General features: G+C 72.7%; 15 protein-coding genes. 11 read left to right on the plus strand and 4 right to left on the minus strand.

Annotation, left to right across the window (positions count from 1 at the left end):
• Window positions 1-186: 186 nt before the first annotated feature.
• The 4 genes from WME98_RS31120 (at window position 187) to WME98_RS31135 (ending at window position 6,746) form a co-directional block, all read left to right on the plus strand.
• On the plus strand, window positions 187-2,310 hold the full coding sequence (locus WME98_RS31120; protein WP_437945343.1) for a TonB-dependent receptor: 2,124 nt from the start codon (window positions 187-189) through the stop codon (window positions 2,308-2,310).
• Window positions 2,311-2,449: 139 nt separating this feature from the next.
• Complete coding sequence (locus WME98_RS31125) at window positions 2,450-5,305, plus strand: N-6 DNA methylase (protein WP_437945344.1); 2,856 nt, start codon at window positions 2,450-2,452, stop codon at window positions 5,303-5,305.
• A gap of 5 nt (window positions 5,306-5,310) precedes the next feature.
• Window positions 5,311-5,907, plus strand: coding sequence for a hypothetical protein (locus tag WME98_RS31130; RefSeq protein WP_437945345.1), 597 nt, complete (start codon window positions 5,311-5,313; stop codon window positions 5,905-5,907).
• 137 nt (window positions 5,908-6,044) lie between these two features.
• Window positions 6,045-6,746 (plus strand): DNA-directed RNA polymerase, encoded by a 702-nt coding sequence (locus WME98_RS31135; protein ID WP_437945346.1) that lies wholly within the window; start codon window positions 6,045-6,047, stop codon window positions 6,744-6,746.
• Window positions 6,747-6,750: 4 nt separating this feature from the next.
• On the opposite strand, the gene WME98_RS31140 is transcribed toward WME98_RS31135, so the two are convergent.
• The gene (locus WME98_RS31140; RefSeq protein ID WP_437945347.1) at window positions 6,751-7,680 is read right to left on the minus strand and encodes a MerR family transcriptional regulator; all 930 of its coding nucleotides are present in this window, start codon (window positions 7,678-7,680) and stop codon (window positions 6,751-6,753) included.
• Between the two features lie 131 nt (window positions 7,681-7,811).
• Between WME98_RS31140 and WME98_RS31145 the strand changes: the two genes are divergently transcribed.
• The 7 genes from WME98_RS31145 (at window position 7,812) to WME98_RS31175 (ending at window position 21,662) form a co-directional block, all read left to right on the plus strand.
• Window positions 7,812-10,322 (plus strand): ATP-binding protein, encoded by a 2,511-nt coding sequence (locus WME98_RS31145; RefSeq protein WP_437945348.1) that lies wholly within the window; start codon window positions 7,812-7,814, stop codon window positions 10,320-10,322.
• Between the two features lie 205 nt (window positions 10,323-10,527).
• Window positions 10,528-12,279 carry a serine/threonine-protein kinase gene (locus WME98_RS31150; RefSeq protein ID WP_080682014.1) on the plus strand — a complete coding sequence of 584 codons (1,752 nt, stop codon included), beginning with the start codon at window positions 10,528-10,530 and terminating at the stop codon, window positions 12,277-12,279.
• A gap of 442 nt (window positions 12,280-12,721) precedes the next feature.
• Window positions 12,722-15,172: a sodium-translocating pyrophosphatase gene (locus WME98_RS31155; protein ID WP_437945349.1), complete on the plus strand. Its 2,451-nt coding sequence runs from the start codon at window positions 12,722-12,724 to the stop codon at window positions 15,170-15,172.
• A gap of 129 nt (window positions 15,173-15,301) precedes the next feature.
• On the plus strand, window positions 15,302-15,505 hold the full coding sequence (locus WME98_RS31160) for a hypothetical protein (protein ID WP_061626777.1): 204 nt from the start codon (window positions 15,302-15,304) through the stop codon (window positions 15,503-15,505).
• 229 nt (window positions 15,506-15,734) lie between these two features.
• Window positions 15,735-18,158, plus strand: a complete 2,424-nt coding sequence (locus WME98_RS31165) for an alkaline phosphatase PhoX (RefSeq protein WP_437945350.1) — start codon at window positions 15,735-15,737, stop codon at window positions 18,156-18,158.
• Window positions 18,159-18,193: 35 nt separating this feature from the next.
• Window positions 18,194-19,816, plus strand: coding sequence for a hypothetical protein (locus tag WME98_RS31170; RefSeq protein WP_437945351.1), 1,623 nt, complete (start codon window positions 18,194-18,196; stop codon window positions 19,814-19,816).
• Window positions 19,817-20,276: 460 nt separating this feature from the next.
• On the plus strand, window positions 20,277-21,662 hold the full coding sequence (locus WME98_RS31175; protein ID WP_437945352.1) for an MATE family efflux transporter: 1,386 nt from the start codon (window positions 20,277-20,279) through the stop codon (window positions 21,660-21,662).
• Between the two features lie 49 nt (window positions 21,663-21,711).
• Here the strand turns inward: WME98_RS31175 and panD are convergent, their stop codons facing one another.
• The 3 genes from panD to WME98_RS31190 all read right to left on the minus strand — a co-directional run bounded on the left by panD (window position 21,712) and on the right by WME98_RS31190 (window position 25,010).
• Window positions 21,712-22,161: an aspartate 1-decarboxylase gene (panD, locus tag WME98_RS31180; RefSeq protein WP_437336433.1), complete on the minus strand. Its 450-nt coding sequence runs from the start codon at window positions 22,159-22,161 to the stop codon at window positions 21,712-21,714.
• Window positions 22,162-22,318: 157 nt separating this feature from the next.
• Window positions 22,319-23,509, minus strand: coding sequence for a hypothetical protein (locus WME98_RS31185; RefSeq protein ID WP_437945353.1), 1,191 nt, complete (start codon window positions 23,507-23,509; stop codon window positions 22,319-22,321).
• A 445-nt stretch (window positions 23,510-23,954) separates the two neighbouring features.
• Window positions 23,955-25,010, minus strand: coding sequence for a metallophosphoesterase (locus WME98_RS31190; protein ID WP_437945354.1), 1,056 nt, complete (start codon window positions 25,008-25,010; stop codon window positions 23,955-23,957).
• Between the last annotated feature and the right edge of the window lie 28 nt (window positions 25,011-25,038).

A 25,038-nucleotide genomic window follows, 5' to 3' on the forward strand; every position in this document is an offset into this window, starting at 1 on the left:
GGTCCGAGCCGGTGCAGCCCTGCGCACGTCCCGGATCCCGAGCCGCCCCCGCGTTGCCTTCTGGTCGCCCGCGGGGGCGAGAGGTCGGTCCAGGGCGTCGCGCCGTGGGCGGCCTTTTTCCTCCTCGTGGAGCTCGATGCGAGCGGCCCGGCGCCGCTCCGCGCGATTGCGCGAAGGAGGACATGAATGCTGCGCGAGAACGTCACGAAGGGCCACGGACACCGCCATCGACTCCCTCGGATCGCCGCCCTGGCGATCCTGCTGTCCGCCGCGCGGCCAGCGCGGGCCCAGGGAGAGCCCATCGAGGTCACGGTGCACGCGGAGAAGCCGGGGAGCGAGGCCGCCTCGCGCGTCTCGGTCGGGCACCGCGAGCTCGAGCTCCGGCCGAGGCTCCGGCCGGGCGATCTCCTCGAGTCGGTCCCCGGGCTCTTCGCCGTGCAGCACGCCGGCGGCGGCAAGGCGAACCAGTACTTCCTGCGCGGCTTCGACGCCGACCACGGGACGGACGTCGCGTTCTTCGTCGACGGGGTGCCCGTCAACCTGGTCAGCCACGGCCACGGGCACGGCTTCACCGACCTCTACTTCATGATCCCGGAGCTCGTGGTCGGGCTCGACGGCTACAAGGGGCCCTACTACGCGAGCATCGGCGATTTCGGCACGGCGGGCGCCGTCAACCTCCGCTTCGCCGAGAAGCTCGACGAGAGCTCCGCGCAGCTCAGCGTGGGGCAGTACGGCATCCTGCGCGGCCTCGTGATCGCCTCGCCGGAGCTCGGCGACGACTGGCGCGCGGTGGCCGCGGCGGAGGTCTACCGGAACGACGGGCCGTTCCAGAGCCCGGAGCGGCTCAAGCGCTTCAACGTGTTCCTGAGGGCGACGCGCGACCTCGGCAGCACCGGCAAGGTCCAGGCGACGTGGATGTCCTACGGCTCGACCTGGTACGGCTCCGGCCAGATCCCGGCGCGCGCCGTGTGCGGCGAGGGGGAGCAGGGCGGCCTGAACCCGCCGCCGTCCGCTTTCGGACAGCCGTGCATCGACCACTTCGGCGCGGTCGATCCGACCGAGGGCGGGGCGACCTCGCGGCACATGGCGTCGGTCTCCGCGTCGACCGCGTGGCGGGACGCCGACCTGAGCGCGATGGCTTACCTCCTGCGCTATCGCTTCACGCTGTACTCGAACTTCACGTTCTTCGCCGAGGATCCGGTGCACGGCGATGCGATCGAGCAGAACGACGACCGCACCGTGCTGGGCGCCGATCTCCGGTTCCGCAAGCAGATCGAGCACCGCGGGGCGAGGTTCACGACCTCGCTCGGCGCGCAGATCCGCGCGGACGCGATCGACAAGTCGCTCCACCACGACGAGGCGCGCGAGCGGCTCGAGGAGCGGGATCGGACCCACGTCGACGAGGGCCAGATCGGCGTGTACGTCGAGCAGGACGCCCGGCTCCGGCGCTGGCTCCGCCTCGTGCTCGGCGTGCGCGGGCAGTGGATCGACGTCAACGTGGACGATCTGCGCGAGGACCTCGAGGGGACGGGGAACCGGTCGAGCGGCGCGCGGGGGCAGATGCAGCTGCTCCCGAAGCTCTCGGCGGTCGTCTCGCCGGTGGGCGGGCTCGATCTCTTCGCCCACTACGGGCGCGGCTTCCACTCGAACGACGCGCGGGGCGCGGTGCTGGGCCGGGGGGCGGCGACGCTGATCACCCCGGCGAAGGGCTACGAGGTCGGCGCGAGGGTCGCGCCCGTGCGCGGCCTCTCGCTGAGCGCGGCCGGGTTCCTGCTCGACCTCGACTCCGAGCTGGTCTGGAGCGGCGACGCCGGCGAGACCGAGGCGTCGGGGGAGACGCGGCGCTACGGGATCGAGATCAGCGCGCGCTACCGGCTCGGGAGCTGGCTCTTCGCCGACGTGGACGCGACCTTCACCCGCGCGCGCTTCCGCGCGAACGCCGGCAACGGGAGCGCGGTCGCGCTCGCGCCGACGCGGACGCTGACCGCGGGCATCGGGGTGCGCAGGGCGTTCGGCGCGCTCACGCCATTCGCGGCGCTCCGGGTGAAGGCGATCGGCGCGCGGCCCGCGACCGAGGACGAGTCGCTCACCGCCGAGGGGTTCACGGTGGTCGACGCGAACGCGGGGCTCCGGTGGAGGAACGTCGAGGCGGCCGTGGACATCCAGAACCTCTTCGACGCGACGTGGCGCGAGGTGCAGTTCGCGAGCGACTCGAGGCTGCCGTACGAGCCGGCCGCGGTCACGGGGATCCACTACTCGCCGGGGTGGCCGTTCACGGCGATCGGGCGGGCGACGCTGTACTGGGAGTGAGGGGGGACGCTGCGCTCTAGCCCGTGACCCAGCGCGTGACCGCGGCGTGCGCGAGGCTGGGGCATGATGTTGGTGGGGGCGGCGGCGGAAGGAGGCAGGCTCGCGACCCGCGGAGCGCGCGTGTATCGTTCGCGCAGCCATGCCGACGCCCCACGACGTCCTGCAGCTGCTCTCCCGGGCAGATCTCGCCGCCCTGGCCGATCGCTTCGGCGTCGACCTGCCCGACCGGCGGAAGAAGGCGGCGATCCTCGACGCGATCCTCTCGACGCCGGGGCTGCAGCTCCATGAGCTGCTGCGCGTTTTGCGCATCGATCAGCTGAGAGAGCTGTGCCGTGCGCTTGGCCTCGACGCGCGCGGGCGTGACAAGGCTGCCTTCATCGAGCGTGTGCTCGAGGAGCCCTCGCCGGAGATCGCGGCGCGCGGCGCCACGGGGACGCGGGGGGGCGCAGCGGCCAGGCTCGGCCCTGGGAGCGAGGCGCGTGAGGGTCGACTGACGAAGGAACGGCTCGTGAGCTGCCTCCTCGAGGCTGCCAGGCTTCTTCGGCACACGCATGGCCAAAGCGGGCAGCATCGGACGGTCATCGCCGTCCTGCTCCTCCTGAAGCGTCTGAACGACGCGGATCCCTCCACGTACGACATCTCGGTACCTGCTCGGGCGCGATGGGCGAGGATCGAGGCCGCTCCGACGATGGTCGATGTGGCGTTGAACGTCGCCTGCGCGGCGATCGAGGAGCTCAACCCCGCTCTCGATGGCGTGCTTTCCTCGGTCGATTTCACGGATGAGCGACGCTTCGGGGACCGCGCGGAGCGTGCTCCTCTCCTCCACGAGCTCGTCCGGATCTTCTCGGGACTGCCGCTTCGTGACGGGGATCTGGCCGCGCCCGACACGCTGGGGAGCGCCTTCATCCTGTTCCTGGAGGAGATGGCCCTCGGGGAAGGCAAGCGCAGCGGTGAGCCCCTTGCACCCGCCACGGTCGCGGAACTCATGGCGGAGCTGCTCGATCCTTCCGAGGGGATGCGTATCCACGATCCGGCGTGCGGCTCCGGCACCTTGCTGGTCGCGTGCGCCACATACGTCGAGCGCCGCGGTGGAGATAGGCGGAGCCTCTCGATCCATGGTCAGGAGAAGAGCGTCGATGCCTGGACGCTCGCCAGGATCAACATGCTCCTGAACGGGCTGCCGAACGCGCAGATCGAGAAGGGGGACACGCTCCGCGAGCCGCGTAGCACCGAGGGTGGCCATCTCGTGCGTCATGACCGCGTCCTCTGCGTTCCGCCGTTCGGGCTGACGTGGTGGGGGCATGACATGGCGGAGCACGATTCCCATCATCGTTTTCGATACGGGGTACCTCCCAGGAACCGCGGTGACTTCGCGTTCCTACAGCACATGCTCGCCAGCCTCCATCCTACCGGGCGGATGGCGATGCTGGCGCCCGAAGGCATGCTGTTTCGGGGAGGATTGGAGGGGGAGATCCGAAGGAGAATGCTGGAGGATGGCCTGTTCGACGCGGTGATCGGGCTGCCTGCCAACCTGCTCCCGTCCACGCGGGGGCCCACGGTGATCCTCCTCTTGAGCCGCGTCAAACCGGCGTCGAGGAAGCGAGAGGTGCTCTTCATCGATGCCTCGCGAGGGTTCCAGGAGGGGCGCGTGAAGAACCGGCTCGGGCCCGAGGACGTGGCCAGGATCGCGGAAGCTTTCCGAGCGGCCAGCGACGTTCCTGGGTATGCGCGGCTCGTCGACGTCGACGAGATCGCGACGAGCGGGTTCAGCCTCGCAGTGCGCCGGTATGTCGACGCCGGCGCTCCCACAATCGGCGAAGCGCCGGCGCAGATGTGGAGGCGCGTCGAGCTCAGGAACTACCGGAGCATCGCGGAGGCCAGCGTCGATCTGGCGCCCTTCACGGTGCTCGTCGGCCCGAACGGCAGCGGCAAGTCCAATTTCGCCGATGCGCTCGTGTTTGCGAGCGAGGTCGCGATCGACGCCGCGACCGCGGTCGAGCGGCGCGGCGGCATCGCCGGCATCAGGCGCTGGCAGCCGGAGGAGGACGAGCAGGCCGACGTTGTGGTCGACATCCGCGCCGCGATGTCGCGCGTTGCCCTCGAGACCGACTACCTGCGTCACCAGTTCACGGTCCGCGCGAAGGGCAACGGAGCCTGGGCGTTCCGCAGCGAGACCATCGAGCTCTTCGTCCGAGGCGCCCCGGTGAGCTGGGTGGAGCGGACGCCCGAGGGGCTGGAGGTGGAGATCGGAGGGGAGAGGCGCGTGTTCTCGAACGGGAGCGCCCCCAGCGAGACCGCGAGCGCCATGGTGTTCGCGCGCCAGCTCTTCGACATCGCCAGGGTCACAGCGCTCCGGAACGTCACGCGGATCCGGCTGAACGCCGAGGTCATGCGTCAGCCGCAGCTCGCGACCGAGTTCACCCGCCTGGACGAGTCGGGGAGCAACATCGCCGTGGCTTTCCGGAGCCTCGACGCCGAAGGACAGGCGCGCGTCCTCGCCGCCATGCAGCGGATCGTCCCGGGGCTCTTGCGCGTCTCCGTGGAGGCGTTCGACCGGTTCCTGCTCCTCAAATTTGAGCAGCACCAGCCTGGAGGACATGTGGCGCGGTTCTCGGCGAGCGAGATGTCGGAGGGCGCCCTGCGTGCGCTCGGCATCCTCGTCGCAGCTCAGCAGATGACCGGAGACGAGCTCCTGATCATTGAGGAGCCTGAGGTCGCGATCCACGTCGGAGCGGCCCAGCTGCTTTTCGACGTGCTCAAGGACGCGTCGACCAGGGGCTCCCTGCTGATCACGACACATAGCGCCGATCTGCTCGACGCCGCGCGCGAGGAGGAGATCCTCGTGTGCTCGTATCGTGACGGCGTGACGCAGATCGGTCCGCTCTCCTCGGCGCAGCGTGAGGTCGTACGACAGGGGCTGTTCTCCGTCGCCGAGCTGATGCGCTCCGAGCCGCTGCGAATCGAGGGGGAAGAGCCCGAGAGCGTCCAGCTCTGAGCCTCATGAAGCGCCTCGTCTGCATCGTCGAGGGCAGGGGCGAGGTCGGCGCGATCCCGAACCTCTGCATGCGGATCTTGCGCCAGTACCTCCTGGATATGGCGTGGATCGTCGACCAGCATCCGATCCGGCATCCTCGCAGCCAGCTGGTAAACGAGAGGGACAGGAGCCCGCTGCGCCGCTGTCACGCCGATGGCCTGCGCCGCGCCGTGCAGCTCGCGCGGTCCCGGGGAGCTCAGGCCGTGCTCGCCCTGTGCGATGCGGATGACGATTGCCCCGCGACGTGGGGCCCCGACGCCGCACGCGCCATCCAGGTGCTCATGCCAGGCGACGCCGTGATGGCGGTTCGCGAGTACGAGACGTGGCTGCTCCTCAATCACGCGCAGGAAGAGCTGCGGCGGGCTGGAGCTCCCATGGTGGAGAGCAAGCGCGGCGCCAAGGAGGTGCTGAGGAGGCTCGTCCCGGGCTACCTGCCGACCACGCATCAGCTGAGCGAGACACGGAAGATCAACATCGCCCTCGTCCGCGGTCGCTCCGACAGCTTCGACAAGCTCGTCCGCGCGCTGGCAACGATCTCGGGTATGCCCCTTCCGGATCGCTGAGCTGGACGCGCTGCCCTTGCCCGAGCGGCAGACCGCGCGCCGCCGCACGAGCTTGCGCTGTAAGGTCCGTCCGGCCGCCCCGTTGCGAGGGAGTACGCCCGCGGCTCTCGTGCCGCGGCACCTCCACGAGGGCTTCCATGCTGTTCCGTGTCCGCCCGATCCACGCCGCGCGGAGGCGCCCGGCGACCGCCGCGCCGCTCGCCCCGCTCCTCGCGCTCGCCGTTGTCTTCCTGGCGTTCCTCGCCGGCTGCGCCCCCCGTCTCGTCCCGTTCACGCACGAGCTCCGCGTCCAGCACGGCCTATCCGACAGAGACGTGAGGGGCCTCCAGTTCTACGCCTCGCACGAGATCGCGCTGCGCCGCGAGCTCACGGCCGAGAGCTCGCGGATCACGAGCAGCCACACGCTCCTGCTCGTCTCCGGCAAGGTCATCGAGGAGGTCGTCGTCGAGGAGCGCACGCCCGGCGTCGTCGTCGGCGCGCGCGGCGGCGTCCTCTCGGTGAGCTTCGAGCCCGGCGCGTCGCTCTCCTTCTCCGCCGCCCCCGAGCCCGAGCCCCCGGCGCCCGCGCCGCCGTTCCCTGGCTTCGCGACGCCGCCCGATCCGTTCCCCGGCAACGCCGCGCCGCTCCTCGCGATCCCGAGCGCGGCGGGCGATGGCAAGACCCCCGGCGGCAACTACTGGCTCGCGGCCGAGCCCGGCGGCGAGGTCCGCTACCAGGGCAAGGTGTTCTCGGCGATCGAGGACAGCCTGCGGGCGCACCTCCTCATCGACGCCGACGCCCTCGAGGAGGTCGTCGAGCGCCGCGAGGTCCTCCCCGGCGTGCGCCTCTCCGGCCGGTGACACGTCACGGCGCCGCGAGGTGGTGCTTCATCGCCTCCGTCAGCCAGTCCCACTCCGGCGCCCGCCCCGCCTGGGCGGGCTGTCCGTTCATGATCGCGACGAGCTCCCAGTACCGCGACGCGCGCGGGTCGTGCCTGCGGTACCGGTCGAGCAGCGAGGCGCGGAACGCCCCGTCCGCCGGCTTGCCGGCCGCCGCGGCGAGCCCCGAGACGAAGGCCTCGACGATCGGCGCCGCCGCGGCGGACGACGGCGCGACGCCGCGAGCGCTGGCGTCGCGCGCGGCCCGGGCCGCCTCGTCGTTCGCCCGCTTGTAGGCCGCGAGATCGAAGCCCCCGTCCCACGTGCTCGCGGCCGCCGCGCGCATGCCCTCGACGAACGTCGGATCCGACAGGATCCCGGAGAGCTCTATCCACGCGTCGAGCTGCGCGGGCGTGGGCTCGTCCGGCAGCTCCGGCGTGCTCGCCTCGATCATCCCGCGCACCCACTGCTCGTCGATGGCAATCCCGTCCGACACGCGCGCGAAGAAGCGCTCGACGGTGGCCCTTCTCTGCTCATGCGATAACCGAGTCACGGCGCATAACCTCCCGATTTCCTGCTCGGTGGGCTCCGAGCGCAGCGCGGCGCGGAGCGCGGCGGCCACGCGGCGCAAGGCCGCCATCTGCGCCTCCACCGCGGTGAGGCGCAGCCGGAGCGCGTCGCCCAGCGACATGTCGCGGGAGAGCACCGCCCGGATCGCCTGCAGCCCCAGCCCCGCCTCGCGCAGGGTGCGGATCAGATCGAGCCGGACGACGTCGCGCTCGGCATAGAGCCGGTAACCGCTCCGCGTCCGCGCCGACGGCGGCAGGAGCCCCTCGTCGGAGTAGAAGCGGAGCGTCTTCACCGGAATCCCCGTCCGGCGCGACAGCGCGCCGATGGTGAGCCGCTCCTTCGCCACGACCCCACCCTGAGGTCTCCAGCGGCTGGAGAGTCAAGCGCCAGCACCCACGATCCTCCGCCGGCGCCGCGCCCGCGCCGCCGGCCGCCGTTGCGAAGCCGCGCGCCCTGGGCTTCCATGCCGCCGGCCCCGTGAGCACCCCGCCGCCCCCCAAGCTCCGCGCGCCGCGCGCCCCGCGCGCCCGCGCCGAGCTCGTCGCGACCGGCTGGGAGCTGTTCTCGGCCCTCCTGTTCCTCTCCGCCGTCGTCCCCGCGGCCCTCACCACGCCGTGGCCGGCGATCCTCCTGCTCGCCTCGATGGCCCTCTCCGCCGCGCTCTCGGGCCTGCTCGCCCGCCGCGGCGACCGCGGCTTCGCCATCGCCGCGGCGATCCGCACCCTCTCGTGGCCGCTCGCCGTCTCGCCGCTCGCCCTCCGCGGCGCCCCCGCGGCGCCCGCCTCCTGGCCCGGACCGCTCGGGATCGGCCAAGCGACGCCGCCGTCGTGGCTCGGCCTCCTGGTCACCGCCGTCGCCTTCGGCGTCATGGCCGGCGGCATGCGCCTCGCCATCTACCGCAGCCTGCTCCGCGCCGACGCGGCCGACGGCGGCGCCTCCGAGGCCGCCTCCGCGCGCGCCCTCGCCGCGGCGCTCCGGCCGCGCCTCGCCGAGTCCGCGACGGCCGCCGGCATCGTCGGCGGCCACGTCATGCTGCTCTTCTGCGTCGCGTTCCTCCGCACCCAGAGCCAGGTCGTGTTCCAGGCGTGGTTCGAGGTCGTCCCCCTCCTCGCGCTCTCCGGCACCCTCGGCTTCACCCTCGCCGTGCGCCCCGCCACGGGCGCGATCGTCGCCGCCCTCCGCGCCGGCCCGTCCGGCGACCGCGCCCTGCTCGCCCGCGGCCTCGCCCGCGCCGAGCGGCTCCCCGACGTCCTCGCCTCCCTGAACTTCGCGCTCTGGCTCGGGTGCACCGCGATCGGCATCGCCTACGTGCGCCCCGGCGCCACCTTCCGCCCCGGCGCCCCCTTCAGCGCCGCCGACGCGCTCATGCAGCTCGGCTTCGGCGCGCTCTTCGCCTTCGGCGTCTCGTTCTACCAGCGCGCGTGGCACAGGGACTCCGTCGCGCGGGCCGTCGACCTCCTGCGCGCGTGGACCGGCGCCCCCGAGCGCGGCGGCGCGCCCCCGACGCCCCTCCGGCGGCGCATGCTCCGCGACTTCGGGCTGCCGCTCCTGTTCACCGGGCTCCTCTCGCTCTTCTCCTCCATCGGCCTCTACCGCGCGCTCGCGACCCGCTCGTCGTTCAACGAGGATTTCAACGCGATCACCGCGCTCTTCGCCTCGTTCTCCCTCCTCGTGCTCGCCGCCCTCGGCGTCGTCGCGCGGGCGGCGCGCGAGCTCTCGCGGCCGATGGCGCAGCTCGCCCGCGCCGCCGACGAGGTCGCGCGCGGCGAGCTCGGCGCCGCCGTGCCGCGGCTGTCCGGGCCGAAGGAGGTCGTGGGCCTCGGCGAGAGCGTCGAGCGCATGCGGCAGGCGCTGTCCCGAACGATCGCCGAGCTCGAGGGCGAGCGCGCCGGCCTCGAGGAGAACGTCGCCGCGCGCACCGCGGAGCTCACGCGCGCCCTCTCCGAGCTGAAGCGGACGCAGGCCGCGCTCATCCAGGGCGAGCGGCTCGCCTCCATCGGCGAGCTCGTCGCCGGCGTCGCGCACGAGATCTATAACCCCCTGAACGCCATCGCCGGCGCCGCCCAGCCGATCGAGGAGCTCGCCGCGGAGCTCCGCGCCGTCCTCGACGCCTACCGCGCCGCCGAGCGCGAGCTCCCGGACGACCGCCGCCGCGCCCTCGAGGCGCTCCGCGAGCAGCTCCAGACCGAGGCGGCGCTCGACGACCTCGTCGGCATCTCCACCCTCGTCCACCGCGCGGTCGAGCGCAGCGTCCGCATCGTCACCAACCTGAAGAGCTTCTCGCGCGTCTCCGGCGAGGCGCTGCCCGTCGACCTGCACGCCGGGCTCGAGGAGACGCTGCTCCTGCTCGGCCCGCGGCTCCGCCAGGCGCGCATCGAGGTGGTCCGGCGCTACGGCGAGCTGCCGCCCGTCACCTGCCGGAGCGGAGAGATCAACCAGGTCTTCATGAACCTCCTCGTCAACGCCATCCAGGCGCTGGAGGAGGCGAGCGCCGCGCCGGTCGCGCCGGCCGCGCCGGTCGCGCCGGCCGGCGCGGCGGAGGCGGAGGGCGCCGGCGGCGCGGCGAAGGGCCCGCCCGGCGCGCCGGTGATCTGCGTCGAGACCTGGATCGACGAGGACATGGCGGCCGTCGCCATCTCCGACAGCGGCCCAGGCGTGCCGCCCGACCTCGCGCAGCGCATCTTCGATCCGTTCTTCACCACGAAGCCGCGAGGGCAGGGGACCGGCCTCGGGCTCTCCATCTCGACGGACATCGTCCGGCGGCACGGCGGCACGCTCGCCCTCGCCCCCGCGGACGGCCGCGCTGGAGATCTGCGCTGCGGCGCGCCCGCCGGGGCGCGCTTCGTCTGTCGCCTGCCCCTCGATCCTCGCCCGGGGAGCGCCCGCCCGCAAGGCGATGCGCCCCCGCCTGCACGGCCGTCTTCCGACGGCGGCCCGGCCCCGCGGACGGCGGAGGCGCGCCCCGCTCCGCGGACAGCGGAGGCTTGAACCAGCGCGCAATCGGCGCCGGTCTCCCACCCCACCTCCACGCGGAGCGCGCTCCAGATTCCTCCGCACCCGACCGCGGCCCCGTAGACCGGCTGTTTCAAACCGGATACGTTCAGCGAGCGATCCGACTCACCGCACAGCGCAATAAGGCCCCTGAGAGACGCGAACGGCTCTCCGGGGAGCGCTGAGGAGAAACGAAGGCACCATGGAGCGCGCGATTCAGCGACCGGCAGGTCCCAAGGCTTCGAGCACCGATCCGTTGATCGGTAAGGTCGTGGCCGGCCGGTACCGGCTCGAGGCACGGCTTGGCGAAGGCGGCATGGGCGTCGTTTACCGCGCCCGTCACGTGCTGATCGACCGGGTCGTCGCCCTGAAGCTCATCCGGCCCGATCTCCGCGGAGAGACCCACCTCCGCGCGTGGATGCTGCGCGAGGCGCGCGCCGCAAACCGCGTTGATCACGCCCACATCATCGATATCCACGACATCGGCGAGACCGAGGAGGGCGAGCTCTACCTCGTCATGGAGTACCTCGTCGGCACGCCGCTCTCGGCGGAGCTCGCGCGCGGCCCGATGCCGATCGCGCGGTCGGTGGACATCCTCGAGCAGATGTGCGCCGCGCTCGCGCGCGCCCACGACCTCGGCGTCGTGCACCGCGATCTCAAGAGCGACAACATCCTGCTCACCCACCGCGGCGGCCGGAAGGACTTCGTCAAGATCCTCGACTTCGGCCTCGCCGCCATCGCGCGCGACCCGCGCCTCGCCCCGAAGGGCGCGGTGTTCGGGACGCCCGAGTACATGTCGCCCGAGCAGGCCCGCGGCGAGGAGGCGACGGCGCAGTCGGACCTCTACGCGCTCGGCGTGCTCTTCTTCGAGATGCTCACCGGGCAGCTCCCCTTCCGCGCGAACGACCGCGACACCCTGCTGGAGATGCAGCGGACCCACGCGCCGCCGCGCCCCCGCTCGATCCGCCCCGACGCGCATTCGCAGGGCGAGGCGATCGTGCTGCGCCTGCTCGAGAAGGACATCCGCAAGCGCTACCGCGACGCCCACCACCTCCAGGAGGAGCTGAAGGCGCTCCAGCGCGGGCTCCCGGCCCACGCGTGGGAGGTCGAGGGCGGCGACGGCGTCCCGGTGCCCCCGCCGCCGCCGCCGCCGCAGAGCGCCGGCGTCATCGAGTGGGCGAGCCGCGCGGCCCTCTTCTCGCGCATGGTCTCTCGCGCCTACCCGTCCGGGCAGGTGCCGCAGGAGGTCCAGAACGGCCTCGCGCAGGCCTGGGACCTCGCCGCGCGCGCCAACAAGCTCGAGGGCGAGGTGGCGAGCCTCACCCGCAAGCTCGAGGCGCTCGAGCGCCGCGGCCGCGCGCTGCGCGCCGAGATCGGCCGCAAGGTCGAGGAGCTCGCGCACGAGGAGTCGCGCGTGATGCGCGAGGCGATGGCCGACGGCGAGGACGTCGAGAAGGTCCGCGTCGAGCTCGCCGCCGCCGAGAAGCTCGCGCTCTCCGCCCGCCAGCTCGCGGACGCGGCGGCCCGCCAGGGCAACCACGATCCGCTCGTCTACGAGCGCGCGGGCGCCGCCGGCGCGACCGCGCAGGCGAAGCGCGAGCAGCTCGGGCGCTACGAGCACAAGAAGAACGCGCGCGAGGCGAACGCGCGCGACCTGCGCCGCCAGATCGACGAGCTCCGCGCCCAGCTCGCCCGCTACGCCGAGGCGCTCGAGGAGGATCTCGCGCAGGGGCGCGAGCGCGTCGCGGCGCGCACGCGCGAGGGGCTCGCCTACGAGAAGTCGTTCAGCGAGGCCTCGAACCTGCTCCTCAGCCACCTCCGCAACAAGCCGGAATGCCGGGACCTCGTGGCCGAGCTCCTCACCTCCCACGCCAGCCCCAACGCGGACTCCGGCTCGGATCAGCGGCTCTCCGGCTCGGACCGGAGGCTGAACAACGCGACCGAGCGCAACTGAACAGGGCTGAACGCGACAATCGGTGAAGGAGCGCGCCAATGCGCGCTCCGCTCCATCCTCCTACGCGATCTCCCCGCGCTCCGCGCCATCCTCCTACGTAATCTCCCTACGTGATCTCCTGACATCGCGGCGCTGACAGGCGCTCTCGTCGTGCGCGCGCATCGCACCCTCTCGACGGCGTCTGCCACACATGGTAGCTAGCGCGCGCCTCGGCGTTCCCGGTCGAGGCGGGGGGCTTGCGAGGAAACTCTCTGGGCGCCCCGCCACCACCGGCCGCTGAGGGACGAGGCTGTGCTGAAGCGTCGGCGTTAGAGCAAGATCCCTCCGGCAGCGCGCCGGTCCTTCCCCTTTACGCAGGCGGCCAACCCCTCGGAACCACGAAGCTGCGGGCGGCGATAGCGCCGTCCTCTGCCTCGGATTTTGCGATGGAGGCACACCGTCCATGAACGTCATCCGGTCTCAAAAGGCCTGGCTCGCACCGCTGCTGGCCGGGCTCGCTGCGCTCGCCCTGCTGCTCAGCGGCGGGCTCGCCAGCGCAAGTGAATCCGATCTGGTCCTCCCCGACCTAGGCACCCAGTCTTTCGGCGGCATCGACGGCCGCACGCTCCTCTTCGGCGGCATCGGCGTCTGCGCGCTCGGGTTCGTGTTCGGGATCGTCATCTTCTCGCAGCTGAACAAGCTCCCCGTGCACCGCGCGATGCGGGAGATCTCGGAGCTCATCTACGAGACCTGCAAGACGTACCTCGTCACGCAGTTCAAGTTCATCCTGGTCCTCGAGATCCTGATCGGCGCGGTCATGGTCCTCTACTTCGGGGTGCTGCGGCACATGGAGGCCACGAAGGTCGTGGTCATCCTGCTGAGCAGCCTGGTCGGCATCGCCGGCAGCTGCGGCGTCGCGTGGTTCGGCATGCGCATCAACACGTTCGCCAACTCGCGCGCCGCGTTCGCGAGCCTCAAGGGCAAGCCGTTCCCGACGTACGCCATCCCGCTCAAGGCGGGCATGAGCATCGGCGCGGTCCTCATCAGCACCGAGCTCATGCTCATGCTGGTGATCCTGCTCTTCATCCCCGGCGACTACGCCGGCCCGTGCTTCATCGGCTTCGCCATCGGCGAGTCGCTCGGCGCCTCCGCGCTCCGCATCGCGGGCGGCATCTTCACGAAGATCGCCGACATCGGCTCCGACCTCATGAAGATCGTCTTCAACATCAAGGAAGACGACGCGCGCAACCCGGGCGTCATCGCCGACTGCACCGGCGACAACGCCGGCGACTCGGTCGGCCCGAGCGCGGACGGCTTCGAGACCTACGGCGTGACCGGCGTCGCGCTCATCTCGTTCATCCTCCTCGCCGTCCCCGACACGGCCGTCCAGGTCCAGCTGCTCGTCTGGATCTTCGTGATGCGCATCGTGATGGTCCTCGCGAGCATCGGCTCGTACCTCCTCAACGAGGCGATCGCGAAGGCGTCCTACGCCGAGGCCGACAAGATGAACTTCGAGGCCCCGCTGACGCGCCTCGTCTGGCTGACCTCGATCGTGTCGGTCGCGCTCACCTACGCCGTCTCGGCGTTCATGATCCCGAACCTCGGCGGCGACACCACGCTCTGGTGGAAGCTGTCGACGATCATCACCTGCGGCACCCTGGCGGGCGCCATCATCCCGGAGATGATCAAGATCTTCACCTCGACCGAGTCGCGCCACGTCCGCGAGGTCGTGACCGCGTCGCGCGAGGGCGGCGCCTCGCTGAACGTGCTGTCGGGCCTGACCGCCGGCAACTTCAGCGCGTACTGGATGGGCATCGTCCTTGTCGTGCTGATGGGCGTCTCGTACTTCTTCTCGGCCCAGGGCCTCGATCGGCTCATGATCGCCGAGAGCGTCTTCGCCTTCGGCCTCGTGGCGTTCGGCTTCCTCGGCATGGGCCCGGTGACCATCGCGGTCGACTCCTACGGCCCGGTGACCGACAACGCGCAGTCGGTCTACGAGCTCTCGCTCATCGAGAACGTCCCGAACGTCGAGGCCGAGCTGAAGAAGGACTTCGGCTTCACCCCGAACTTCGACAAGGCCAAGCACTACCTCGAGGAGAACGACGGCGCGGGCAACACGTTCAAGGCGACGGCCAAGCCGGTGCTCATCGGCACGGCGGTCGTCGGCGCGACGACGCTGATTTTCTCGATCATCGTCGTGCTCACGAACAAGCTGACGACGAACGTGGACAAGCTCTCGCTGCTCCACCCGCCGTTCCTGCTCGGCCTCGTGACGGGCGGCGCGGTCATCTACTGGTTCACCGGCGCGTCGACCCAGGCGGTCTCGACGGGCGCCTACCGCGCGGTCGAGTTCATCAAGGCGAACATCCGCCTCGAGGGCGTGGAGAAGGCCTCGATCACCGACAGCAAGAAGGTCGTCGAGATCTGCACGCAGTACGCGCAGCGGGGGATGTTCAACATCTTCCTCGGCGTCTTCTTCTCGACGCTCGCCTTCGCCTGCCTCGAGCCGTTCTTCTTCATCGGCTACCTCATCAGCATCGCGCTCTTCGGGCTCTACCAGGCGATCTTCATGGCGAACGCCGGCGGCGCCTGGGACAACGCGAAGAAGCTCGTCGAGGTGGAGCTCAAGGAGAAGGGCACGCCGCTCCACGCGGCGACGGTCGTCGGCGACACCGTGGGCGACCCCTTCAAGGACACCTCGTCGGTCGCGATGAACCCCATCATCAAGTTCACGACCCTGTTCGGCCTCCTCGCGGTCGAGCTGGCGATCGAGATCGACCGCACGACGAGCCTCGTGCTCGCGGCCATCTTCTTCGTGCTCTCGATGGTGTTCGTGTACCGCTCCTTCTACGGGATGCGCATCAAGTCGGACGCCGAGAAGACCGCCGCCGTCCGCGCCAACGCCACGGCCTGAGCCGGGCGTCCCGTCCTCCCGCGCCCTCCGCGCCCCCTCTCCCCCCGCGCTGACCTCCCCCGCCGCCCGTCCACGGGCGCGCCGGGGGAGGGTCTTGCACCCAGCGCGGCCGCACTATAGTGACCCCTCATGCGAGCGCTCTGCCCCTCCTGCGGCCTCCACCACGAGGTAGTCCGGGTCCTTGACGACGGGCACGGTGAGCAGCGCAAGGACGTCTACCAGGTCGCGCCGCTCCAGGGCTGCGAGCGCACCTGGATCTCCGACAAGGAGCTGCTCGAGGCGCGCGCGCGCTTCGATCAAGACGTCGTCGTGCCCGACGACGACGACGAGTAGCGCCGCGCCGACGAGTAGCGCCGCGCCGACGAGGCGCGCGGCGCCTCCGACGGTGAGCTCGCCCCCCATGCCCGCCGTGATCTCGCGCTTTTAGCGCCGCGCGGCGGAGCGCACGCCGCCGCGCCCCGCGATCCGCGCGAGCGCTGACAAGAACTCGTCGCCATCGTCGCATCGGGGCGCCACGGTGGGCAGGCATCGTCTCCGCCAAATCCCCGGCGGAGAAGATGCGATGATGACGAGGCGGACCCTGAGGACAGCGTTGCTTCTGGTGCTCGCGAGCGGCCTTGCCGCGAGCGCAGGCGGTTGCGGTGAGGATGGGAAGCAGGGCCCGCCCGGCAAGGACGGCGCGCCGGGGCTGGATGGCAAGGACGGGCAGGACGGCGAAGACGGCGCGCCGGGCCAGGACGGCGAGGACGGGCAGGACGGCGAGGACGGGGCGCCGGGTCAGGACGGGGCGCCGGGCCAGGACGGGGCGCCGGGTCAGGACGGGGAGGACGGCGAGGACGGGGCGCCGGGCCAGGACGGGCCTCCCGGGCCCAAGGGCGAGGACGGCGAGGACGCGGTCCCGTGGACCAGCGCCGCGAGCATCGCGGGCTACGTGAAGGAGCGCGTGGAGATGTTCGCCGCCGGCGCCTTGCCCGCGGGCGAGCAGTTCCCGCTCCACGCGGCCGCGACCGACACCATCCGGACGCTCGCCGGGGTGCGCTCGGACATCGTGGTGACCTGGCTCGATCCGCTGACCTTCAGCACCGCGCCGGACGCGCCGCGGTTCGGCGCCAACAACGATTACACCGCCTTCTTCGGCGAGGGGTGGTCCGCCGCCGCGGGCAACGCGCCGCAATGGAACGGCTCCGGCAGCGCGGGCTGGCTCTGGGTCAACCACGAGTACGTCTCCGGAAAGAGCCCGACGGCCAGCTCCGCGCCGACCGGGCAGCACCTCACGCTGGCGCGGCACCTGAAGAAGCTCGGCGTCCTCGCCAACGACGTCGAGGCGAACGTCTGGGCGCAGGAGGACGTCGACACGTACATCCGCTGGGAGAAGAAGGAGGTCGGCGGCTCCTGGCTCCGGATCGTGCAGGACCCGGCGACCGGCGCGTGGTCGGTGGACCGGAGCGCGCGCGCCGTTCGCTACGACGCGACGAGCAAGACGCTGAGCCGGATCGCGGGGCACGAGCTCTCGGGCCCGGGCAAGGACGACCTGACGGGCGCGCCGCTCCCCGAGGGGATCGTGGCCGGCATCATGGGCGATTGCGCCGGCGGGCAGACGCCCTGGGGCACGGTGATCACCGCCGAGGAGAACGTGCAGGACTACTACGGCGATCTCGAGGCGAACTGGTCGGGCGATCAGAAGCTCCTCACCGGCCGGGGCTTCGACCCGGGCGCGCCGGTGAGCCCGACCTTCGAGGCGAGCACCAGCGCGGAGTTCGGGCGCATCTCGGACCCGAACGGCAGGCAGCCCCGCGATCACTACGGGTACCTCACCGAGATCGACCCCGGGAAGCCCGCGGACGAGTACGACGGCAAGACGGCGGCGGGCACGGGCCACAAGAAGTTCGGTTTCATGGGCCGCGCCCGCTGGGAGGCCGCGACGTTCGCCGTCGACGGCGACTGGAAGCTCCTGCCGGGCCGGCCGATCGTGGTCTACGGGACCGACGATCGCCGCGGCGGCCGCATCTACAAGTACGTGACGGCCGGCAGCTACACGGCCGGGATGACGCGGGCGGAGATCCGCGGGCTGCTCGACGAGGGCAAGCTCTACGCGGCGCACCTCGCGGGGCTCGACAACACGACCGGCAACACGCTGCTCGCGACCGGCGCGGCCCCGACCGAGGCGGCCCCCGGCGAGGGGCAGTGGATCGAGCTCTCGGTGGACAGCGCCGCCGTCGCGCCGAACGCGGCCGCGCTCGGCGACGCGACGAGGACCGTCGGCGCCGCGCTGCGCGACGCGAGCTGGAACGGCCTCGGCGGCTTCGCGACGGACCACGACGTGTGGCGCGCGCTGTTCACGGCGAGCAACAAGGTCGGGATCATGGAGCTGAACCGGCCCGAGGACATCGAGTGGAACCCGCGCGATCCGAGCGGCACGCCGCGGGTCTACGTGGCGTTCACCAACCACACGGGGCAGACGGCGCTCGATCAGGGGGGCAAGCTCTACGATCCGGCCACGCACGCGACGACGTCCCCGAAGCGCGCGGACGCCGTGGGCTCGATCTTCGCCCTGGAGGAGGCCGACCCCGCGAACCCGGGCGCGTCGGTCTCGTTCCGGTACTTCGAGGTGTGGCACGGCGCCAAGACGCAGGGCGACTTCGACGCCTCCTGCCCGGACAACCTGCTCCTCGACCGCGAGGGCGGCGTGTGGTTCGGCACCGACGGCAACTTCGGGGTCGCCTCGCACGCGGACGCGTTCTACTACCTCGATCTCGACCCCACCCACCGCGAGGGCCAGCCGGGCGTGACCCAGCCGAGCTTCGGCAAGGCGTTCCGCGTGGTGGCCCTGCCGAGCGACGCGGAGGCGACCGGGCCGTCGTTCACGCCCGACATGGGCACGATCTTCATGTCCGTGCAGCACCCCGGCGAGAACGCCTACAGCACCTGGCCGAAGGGCGACGGCGCCCTGTCGAGCGTGATCGCGGTCACCTTCCTGCCCGAGTGATCTCCGTGGGTGCTCGCCGCGAACGCCCGCTGTCCGTGCCCCTGGCCCTCGCGGCGATCTCAGCCGTCCTCGCCGCGGCCGCGCGCTGCGGCGGGGGCGGGTACGATCCGCTCGCCGCCGCGGCGGCGCGCGCGGGGCACGCGGGCAACCCGGAGGCGTCGATCCCGCCGATGTGTTACGCGGCGACGGCCGGCGGCGCGAACGGCTGCTGGACGTGCCACACGATCGGGCGAGGCCCGAACACGCTCGCCGATCACGACCTCCAGCGCGCGTACAGCTTCTCGGACGCGGCGCGGAAGAACCCCTGGACCAACCTGCTCGAGGACCTCTCGGCGTCCGCCGCCCGGACGAGCGACGCGGAGATCCTCGAGTACATCCGGGAGGACAACTACGCGCCGCTGCGCGAGGCGCTCGCCGCGCGCCCGGATTACCCGGGTTACGTGCCGGATCTCGACCTCGAGGCCGGCTTCGACGACGAGGGCTTCGCGCGCGACGGGAGCGGCTTCCGGGCGGTGCGATACAAGCCGTTCCCGGGGAGCTTCTGGCCCACGAACGGCAGCGCCGGCGACGTGTTCCTCCGGCTGCCGGCCGCGTTCCGCGAGGACGCCTCCGGCGCGCCGTCGCGCGAGGTCTACAAGCTGAACCTCGCGCTGCTCGAGGCGGCGATCGCGTCGCCGTCGCCGCTTCCCGTGGGGGGCGCGGCGCCGCCCGCGGAGGCGCCCGCCGGGCGGGAGGTCGAGCCGGTGAGCGAGCTCCTCGCCGGCTTCGATCTCGACGGCGACGGCGCGCTCGAGCCGGCGGTGACGCGCATCGTTCGCCTGCCCGCGCGGTACGCCGGCGGGGCGGCCGGCGTCCCCGTTCGCGCGTGGCTCTACCCGCGCGGGGCGGAGCTCTTGCATTCGGTGCGGTACCTCGATCCGGACCGCCCGGCGTTGCTGTCGGCGCGGATGAAGGAGCTGCGCTATGCGCGCAAGGTCGAGGCGCCGGACGACTGGGCGATCGCGCGCGCGTACGAGCGCGAGGCCGAGGAGAAGGCGGAGGGGCAGCCGCCGTTCCACGCCGGCGGGCCCGAGGTCGGCCTTCGGAACGCGTTCGGCTGGCAGATCCAGGCGTTCATCGAGGACGAGCGGGGCCGGCTGCGCCTGCAGACGGCGGAGGAGCACCGCGCGTGCATGGGCTGCCACGGCGCCGTGGGCGTCACGGTGGACCACACCTTCTCGCTGGCGCGCAAGGTGCCCGGCGCGGCTGGCTGGCGGCACCAGGACCTGCGCGGCATGCCCGACGTGCCGCAGGCTGGCCACGCGGAGCCGGAGGTCCTGACCTACCTGCGCCGCGCCCGCGGCGCCGACGACTACCGCGGGAACGCGGAGATGCTCGCGCGCTTCTTCCCCGGCGGCGCGCTCGACGAGGCGGAGGTGCGGCGCGGCGCGCCCGGCGGCGACCGCGATCTCGCGTACCTCGTCGCGCCGTCGCGCGAGCGGGCGCTGCTGCTCGACAAGGCCTACCGCGCCCTGGTCCGGGCGCAGCGCTTCGAGGCGGGGCGCGATGTCGTGCTCGGGCCCGCGACGGGGATCCTGCGCGTCGTGGAGGGCGAGTCGACGGGGCTCGCGGAGGCGGAGCGCGTGTACCTCGATGGGCGGGCGCACCTCGCCTGGTGACGTCGAGCGTTTTGCCTCCGACTCTCCTCTTCCGTCTTCCGTCTTCCGTCTTCCGTCTTCCGTCTTCCGTCTTCCGTCCTCGTCTCCCGTGCGCGTGCGCGTGCGCGTGCGCGTACTCGCTCCTCCGGCTTGCTTTGAGCTTCGCGAGCCCGTCCTTATCTCTCGACTGCAGTCTCCCTGGCGACTCGCAGACGTGATTCTTCGCATATTTCGCGCACGCGCACGCGCACGCGCACGGAAGACGGGAGAGGAGAGACGGAAGACGGAAGAGGGAAGAGGGAAGAGGGAAGAGGAGAAAGGAAATCCACCAAATCGCGACGGTTAACGCCTGCGTCATCATCTCCGCCCCATCGATTCATCTGCCGGAGATCGTTGATCTTTCCCCTCCTCACCCCACCTCCGGCGAGCGCTCCCCCGCCGGCGCGCTATGGTGGCGCCCCTTTTCGCCCTCGGTGCTCCCGTGAACCCCGCTTCCTCCTCGCTCGCCGCCGACAGCGCGCGGTCCGAGCTGCGCGTGCTCGCGCGCCTCGCGCTGCCGATCGCGGTCGCGCAGGCGGGGCTCGTCGCGATGTCGCTCGTCGACGTGGCGATCGTGGGGCGCGTCTCGGTCAACGAGCTCGCCGCCTGCGCCATGGGTAGGACGATCGTCCACATGGCGAACGCGGTCGGGGTCGGCGTCTCGGCCGCGGTCGAGCCGCTCGCGTCGCAGGCGATCGGCGCCGGCCGCCCGGGGCAGGCCTGGGCGGCGCTGCGCGCGACCCTGCGCGCGAGCCTGCTCGTCAGCGTCGTCGCGTTCGGGGCCGCGCTCGCCGCGACCTTCGCGCTCGCCCCCATGGGCGTCGACCCCGCGCTGGTCCCGGGCGTGCGCCGGTACATCCTCGGCCACGCGCTGTGGATCTTCCTGTGGCCCGTCTTCCTCGCCAGCAAGAGCTTCCTCCAGGCCCACGGCGCGACGCGGCCCGCGCTCGCCGGCGTGATCGTTGCGAACCTCGTCAACCTCGTGGCCTGCAACCTGATGGTCCGCGGCGACGAGGCCCTGCGCTGGGTGGGCCTGCCGCCGATCGGCTTGCCGCAGCTCGGCGCGCTCGGCGCGGGGCTCGCCGCGAGCCTCGCCACCGCCGTGCTCTCGTCGATCGTGCTCTGGTCCGCACGGCGCCGCCGCGGGCCGTCCACGGAGGACGCGGCCGCCGTGCCGGTCGCGGTGATCTACCGGCTCGGCGTCCCGATCGGGCTGCAGCTGCTCGCCGAGATCGGCGTGTTCGGGATGACGGCGCTGCTCGCCGGCCGGCTCGGCGCCACCGTCGTCTCGGCGCACCAGGTCGCGATCGGGCTCGCCGCCTTCGCGTTCATGGGCGCGGCCGGCGTCGGCGGGGCGACCGCCGTCCGCGTGGGGCACGCCGTCGGCGCGGGCCGGCCGCCGCTGCGCCCCGGTCTGCTCGGCCTCCTGCTCGGCGCCGGCGTCATGTGCGTGAGCGCCTCGACGTACGCCGCGTTCCCCCGCGCCCTCATCGGCGCGTTCACCCCGGACGCGCAGGTCATCGCCATCGGCGTCTCGCTGCTCCGCATCGCGGCGCTCTTCCAGCTCTTCGACGGCATCCAGGCGGTCGCCGCCGGGGCGCTGCGCGGCGCGGGCGACGTGCGGTTCCCCTTCTGGGCCAACCTCGTGGCCCACTGGGGCTTCGGCCTGCCGCTGTCGATCGGGCTCGCCTTCGGGCTCGACCTCGGCGTCCGCGGCCTCTGGTTCGGGCTCACCGCGGGGCTCATCGCCGTCGCGGGGGTGCTCTCGATGCGCTTCGTCCGGCTGGCCCGCGCGCCGGTGGCGCGGGTGCTGCCGCACGCCGGGTGACGCGCGCTCAGTTCGGCGCGCTCAGTTCGGCGCGCTCAGTTCGGCGCGCTCAGTTCGGCGCGCGGGGGGCCGGCGCCTCGGGCGAGGGGCCCGGCTGGCCCGCGAGCGGCGCCGCCGGCGCGAGCGGCCCCGGCGCCTCGGGCGGCTGGTCGGCGAGCGGCCGGTTCTGCCCGTCGACGCGGAGCACGCGCGGCGCGTGCCGCCGCGCCTCGGCGTCGTCCATGTCCGCGAACGTGGCGATGATGACGAGATCGCCGGGCTGATTGAGGTGCGCCGCGGCGCCGTTGATGCACACGACGCCGGAGCCGCGCGCCCCCTCGAGCGCGTAGGTCGTCAGCCGGGAGCCGCGCGTCACGTTCCAGATGTCGACCGCCTCGTAGGGCAGGATGTCGGCGGCCTCCAGGAGGTCCACGTCGATCGTGACGCTGCCCTCGTAGTGCAGATCCGCGTGGGTCACGGTCGCGCGGTGGATCTTGCTCTTGAACATCCGTCGATTCATGCGTGCTGACCTCTGCTCCTCCCGGCTCGGGCCGGCGCCGCGCGCGCGCTGTTCACCGCGCGCCGCGCGCCGCCGGTCCGCGAGCGAGGCGCGCGCGGTCACGAGCTCCGCGAGGGCCGCCGGGAAGGACAGCCTTTCTCCTTAGTCCAAGTGGCGGTCAGTCAAGGAACAATCGCTGCCGGAGGAGCCGGCCGCCCGCGAGCTGGACGGCGGCCTGGTCGGGCGGCGCCTCGACGTCGTCGACGTCGACCGCCGGCGACCCGGGCTGGCCGATCACGAAGACGACCTCGCACGGGCCCGCCGCGGCGTCCCCGAAGAGCGTCTCGCGCGTGCCCGACACGCGCGCGCCGCCGCTGCCGTCGAGCTCGATGTCGACGGGCCACGGGCGCGCCTTCCCGCCCTGCACCAGAAAGGCCCTCACGGCGACCGGCGACGGCACGCGCGCGCCGGGCGAGAGCGCGATCGTGATCCGGGCACCCCGGCCGATGCGGCGCGGGGTGCTCGGATCGCGATCGCCCTGCAGCGCGCCGCCGACGAGGGTCGTCGCGATCGTGTAGTCGGGGAGCGGGGCGGCGCCGGGCGCGAACGGCGCAGGGCGCAGCGCGAGCAGCGACACGAGCGCCGCCGACACGACCCAGCCGGCCACGCCCACGGCGGTCCGCACCCGCGCCCCTAGCTTCGCCCGCGGAGCGCTCCGCCGCTCGACGACCAGCTCGGGGACCAGCGGCCCCGGGCGCGGCGCCAGGGCGCCGGCGTCCGCCCCGTCCGGCGCACGCTGGGCTGGCGGCGCCGGCGCCGGGCTCGGGCGCGCGGCGCGGGGCGGCTCCGAGGGCCCGGGCGGCACCGATTCGCCGCCGATCGCGCGGCAGACGGGCGCGTCCGTGGTGGACGGCGAGCTCGTCCCGCTGAGCGAGTCGGCGTCGGCGCCGAGCGGCGGCGCGTCCGCCGCGTCGCTCGGCTCGTCCGCGTCGCCGTCCCACTCGTGGGGGCTCCGGAAGCGGATCCCGGACTTCCGGTCGACCACCGGACGCGACAGCGACGGCGGCGCGGGCGCGTCGCCGCGCGTGTCCCGCAGCTGGGCGATCAGCTCGTCGGCGAGCCGGGCGCGGGTCTCGTCGTCGAGGGGCACCCGCGCCCGGCGCTCCTCGCGCCCTGCGCCCGAGGTGGGCGCCTCGGCGCCCGCGGTCTTCGCGGCGTCCGCGGGCCCCGAGGCGTCCGCGGCGTCTCGCTGCGCGCTCTGCACGTCGTCCGGGCGCGCCGCCTCGCCGAGCTTCTGCCGGCGCGGATCGCCCGGCGGGTCCTGCTGCGCGATGCGCTTCAAGGTGCGCAGCAGCTCGTCGTCGTCCATCAGCCGCTCCCCGCGTCGCGCCGCGGCGTACGGCGTTCGGGCGGCCGGCACCGGCGCAGCAGCGTGGGTGCGACACGAGGAGCCGGGAGGGGGAGGCGCTGCTCGCCGGACGCCAGGGGGGGCTCCCCGTTGCTCCGATTCGCCTCGTGGATCAGCGCGAGCGGACGCTCAGGCATCTGATTCCCTTCCCCTGGGGATCGAAGAGCCCCAGTTTGCCATCGACGTTATCCGGTCCGCGCGGCGCCCGTCAATGGAGCAGACGGGCGCCGCGGCGCTTCTCGCGCTGTCGGCGCTGTTCTCGCCTCGCGCGTCGTTCGCGTCGTTCGCGTCGTTCGCGTCGTTCGCGTCGTTCGCGTCGTTCGCGTCGGTTGCGCCGGTTGCGCCCCCTGCAGCTCGCGCGCGAGAACGTGTTGCAGACGGCGACGAGAGCTTCTCACGAGATCGTCTACTTTTTCTCGCCGCTCGCGCTGCTCGCGCCGGTCGCCTCGCCCGTCAAGATCCGCACGGTGTCGCCGGCAATCTCCAGCGCCGCTGGCTTTCCGCCGTAGTGCGCGGCCATGCCGACGTCGATCCGCCAGACCTTGTCGCCGCAGGCCGAGGTGACGCCGTTCCTCTGGACCGTGTGGCCGACGACCATGCGCTTCGCGGACATGGCCGCGAGGGTCTGATCGAGCGCCGCGCAGGGGCTCGAGCCCGGGGTCGGCGCCGGATCGGTGGAGTAGAGGCGCGCCCACACCGGGCTGTCCTCGGCCGCGATCACGGCCGGCGCGGACGGGCTCTTCCCCTCCATCCACGCGCGCACCTCGCGGTTGATCCGCGCGATGCCGTAGCGCGTGTGCGACGGGAGCACGCCGCCGTGCGCGAAGACCGTGTCGCCGACGGCGATGATCACGTCGCGCGCCGCGAGCTTCTTGGCGTAGACGCCGCCGGGGAAGAACGCGGCGGCGCGGGCGCGCGCGGGGGGCGGCACCGGCGCGAGGCGCGGCGACGAGGCGTCGAGCCCGGGCACGTCCTCGAAGTCCTTGAAGCCGCCCTCGGTGACGTAGCGGAAGTCCAGCTGGACGTTCATGACCTCGTGGTTGCCGTTCAGCGCGTACACGGCGCCCCCGGCCGCGCGCGCCTCGACGGCGAGGCGGTCGAACAGGTCGACGATCGCCTGCTCGCCGTCGCCGCGGTCGATCTCGTCGCCCGTCTGGACGAGCACGAGCTTGCCGCCGATCCAGCGATCCGAGCCGTCGATCGCGCCCGCGATCCGCAGGGCCGCGCGCGTGGCCGCGAGGTCGCCGTGGACGTCGCCGATGGCCACGACGCGCTCGGCGGCCGGGTAGGCGTAGGAGCGATCCGTGTCGGGCGGCGGCGCGGGCGAGGCGGCGGCGCGCGCGGGCGCGGCCGAGGTGGCGGCGGGCGCGGGCCGCTGCGCCGTCGAGGCGGGGCGATCGGCGTCGCAGCCCGCGGCGAGCAGCGCGGCGAGCAGCGCGGAGAGGCAGGGAGCGGCTGACATCGGACGCGGTCCTCCGGGGGGATGGGCG

Origin of the sequence: Sorangium sp. So ce296, assembly GCF_051529605.1 — a bacterium.
GTDB lineage: Bacteria > Myxococcota_A > Polyangia > Polyangiales > Polyangiaceae > Sorangium > Sorangium cellulosum_D.

Coding starts and splice junctions, on each gene's coding strand:
- WME98_RS31160 (WP_061626777.1), top strand. CDS start 15,302: ATGCGAGCGCTCTGCCCCTCCTGCGGCCTCCACCACGAGGTAGTCCGG.
- panD (WP_437336433.1), bottom strand. CDS start 22,161: ATGAATCGACGGATGTTCAAGAGCAAGATCCACCGCGCGACCGTGACC.
- WME98_RS31185 (WP_437945353.1), bottom strand. CDS start 23,509: ATGGACGACGACGAGCTGCTGCGCACCTTGAAGCGCATCGCGCAGCAG.
- WME98_RS31125 (WP_437945344.1), top strand. CDS start 2,450: ATGCCGACGCCCCACGACGTCCTGCAGCTGCTCTCCCGGGCAGATCTC.
- WME98_RS31120 (WP_437945343.1), top strand. CDS start 187: ATGCTGCGCGAGAACGTCACGAAGGGCCACGGACACCGCCATCGACTC.
- WME98_RS31155 (WP_437945349.1), top strand. CDS start 12,722: ATGAACGTCATCCGGTCTCAAAAGGCCTGGCTCGCACCGCTGCTGGCC.
- WME98_RS31135 (WP_437945346.1), top strand. CDS start 6,045: ATGCTGTTCCGTGTCCGCCCGATCCACGCCGCGCGGAGGCGCCCGGCG.
- WME98_RS31130 (WP_437945345.1), top strand. CDS start 5,311: ATGAAGCGCCTCGTCTGCATCGTCGAGGGCAGGGGCGAGGTCGGCGCG.
- WME98_RS31150 (WP_080682014.1), top strand. CDS start 10,528: ATGGAGCGCGCGATTCAGCGACCGGCAGGTCCCAAGGCTTCGAGCACC.
- WME98_RS31165 (WP_437945350.1), top strand. CDS start 15,735: ATGATGACGAGGCGGACCCTGAGGACAGCGTTGCTTCTGGTGCTCGCG.
- WME98_RS31190 (WP_437945354.1), bottom strand. CDS start 25,010: ATGTCAGCCGCTCCCTGCCTCTCCGCGCTGCTCGCCGCGCTGCTCGCC.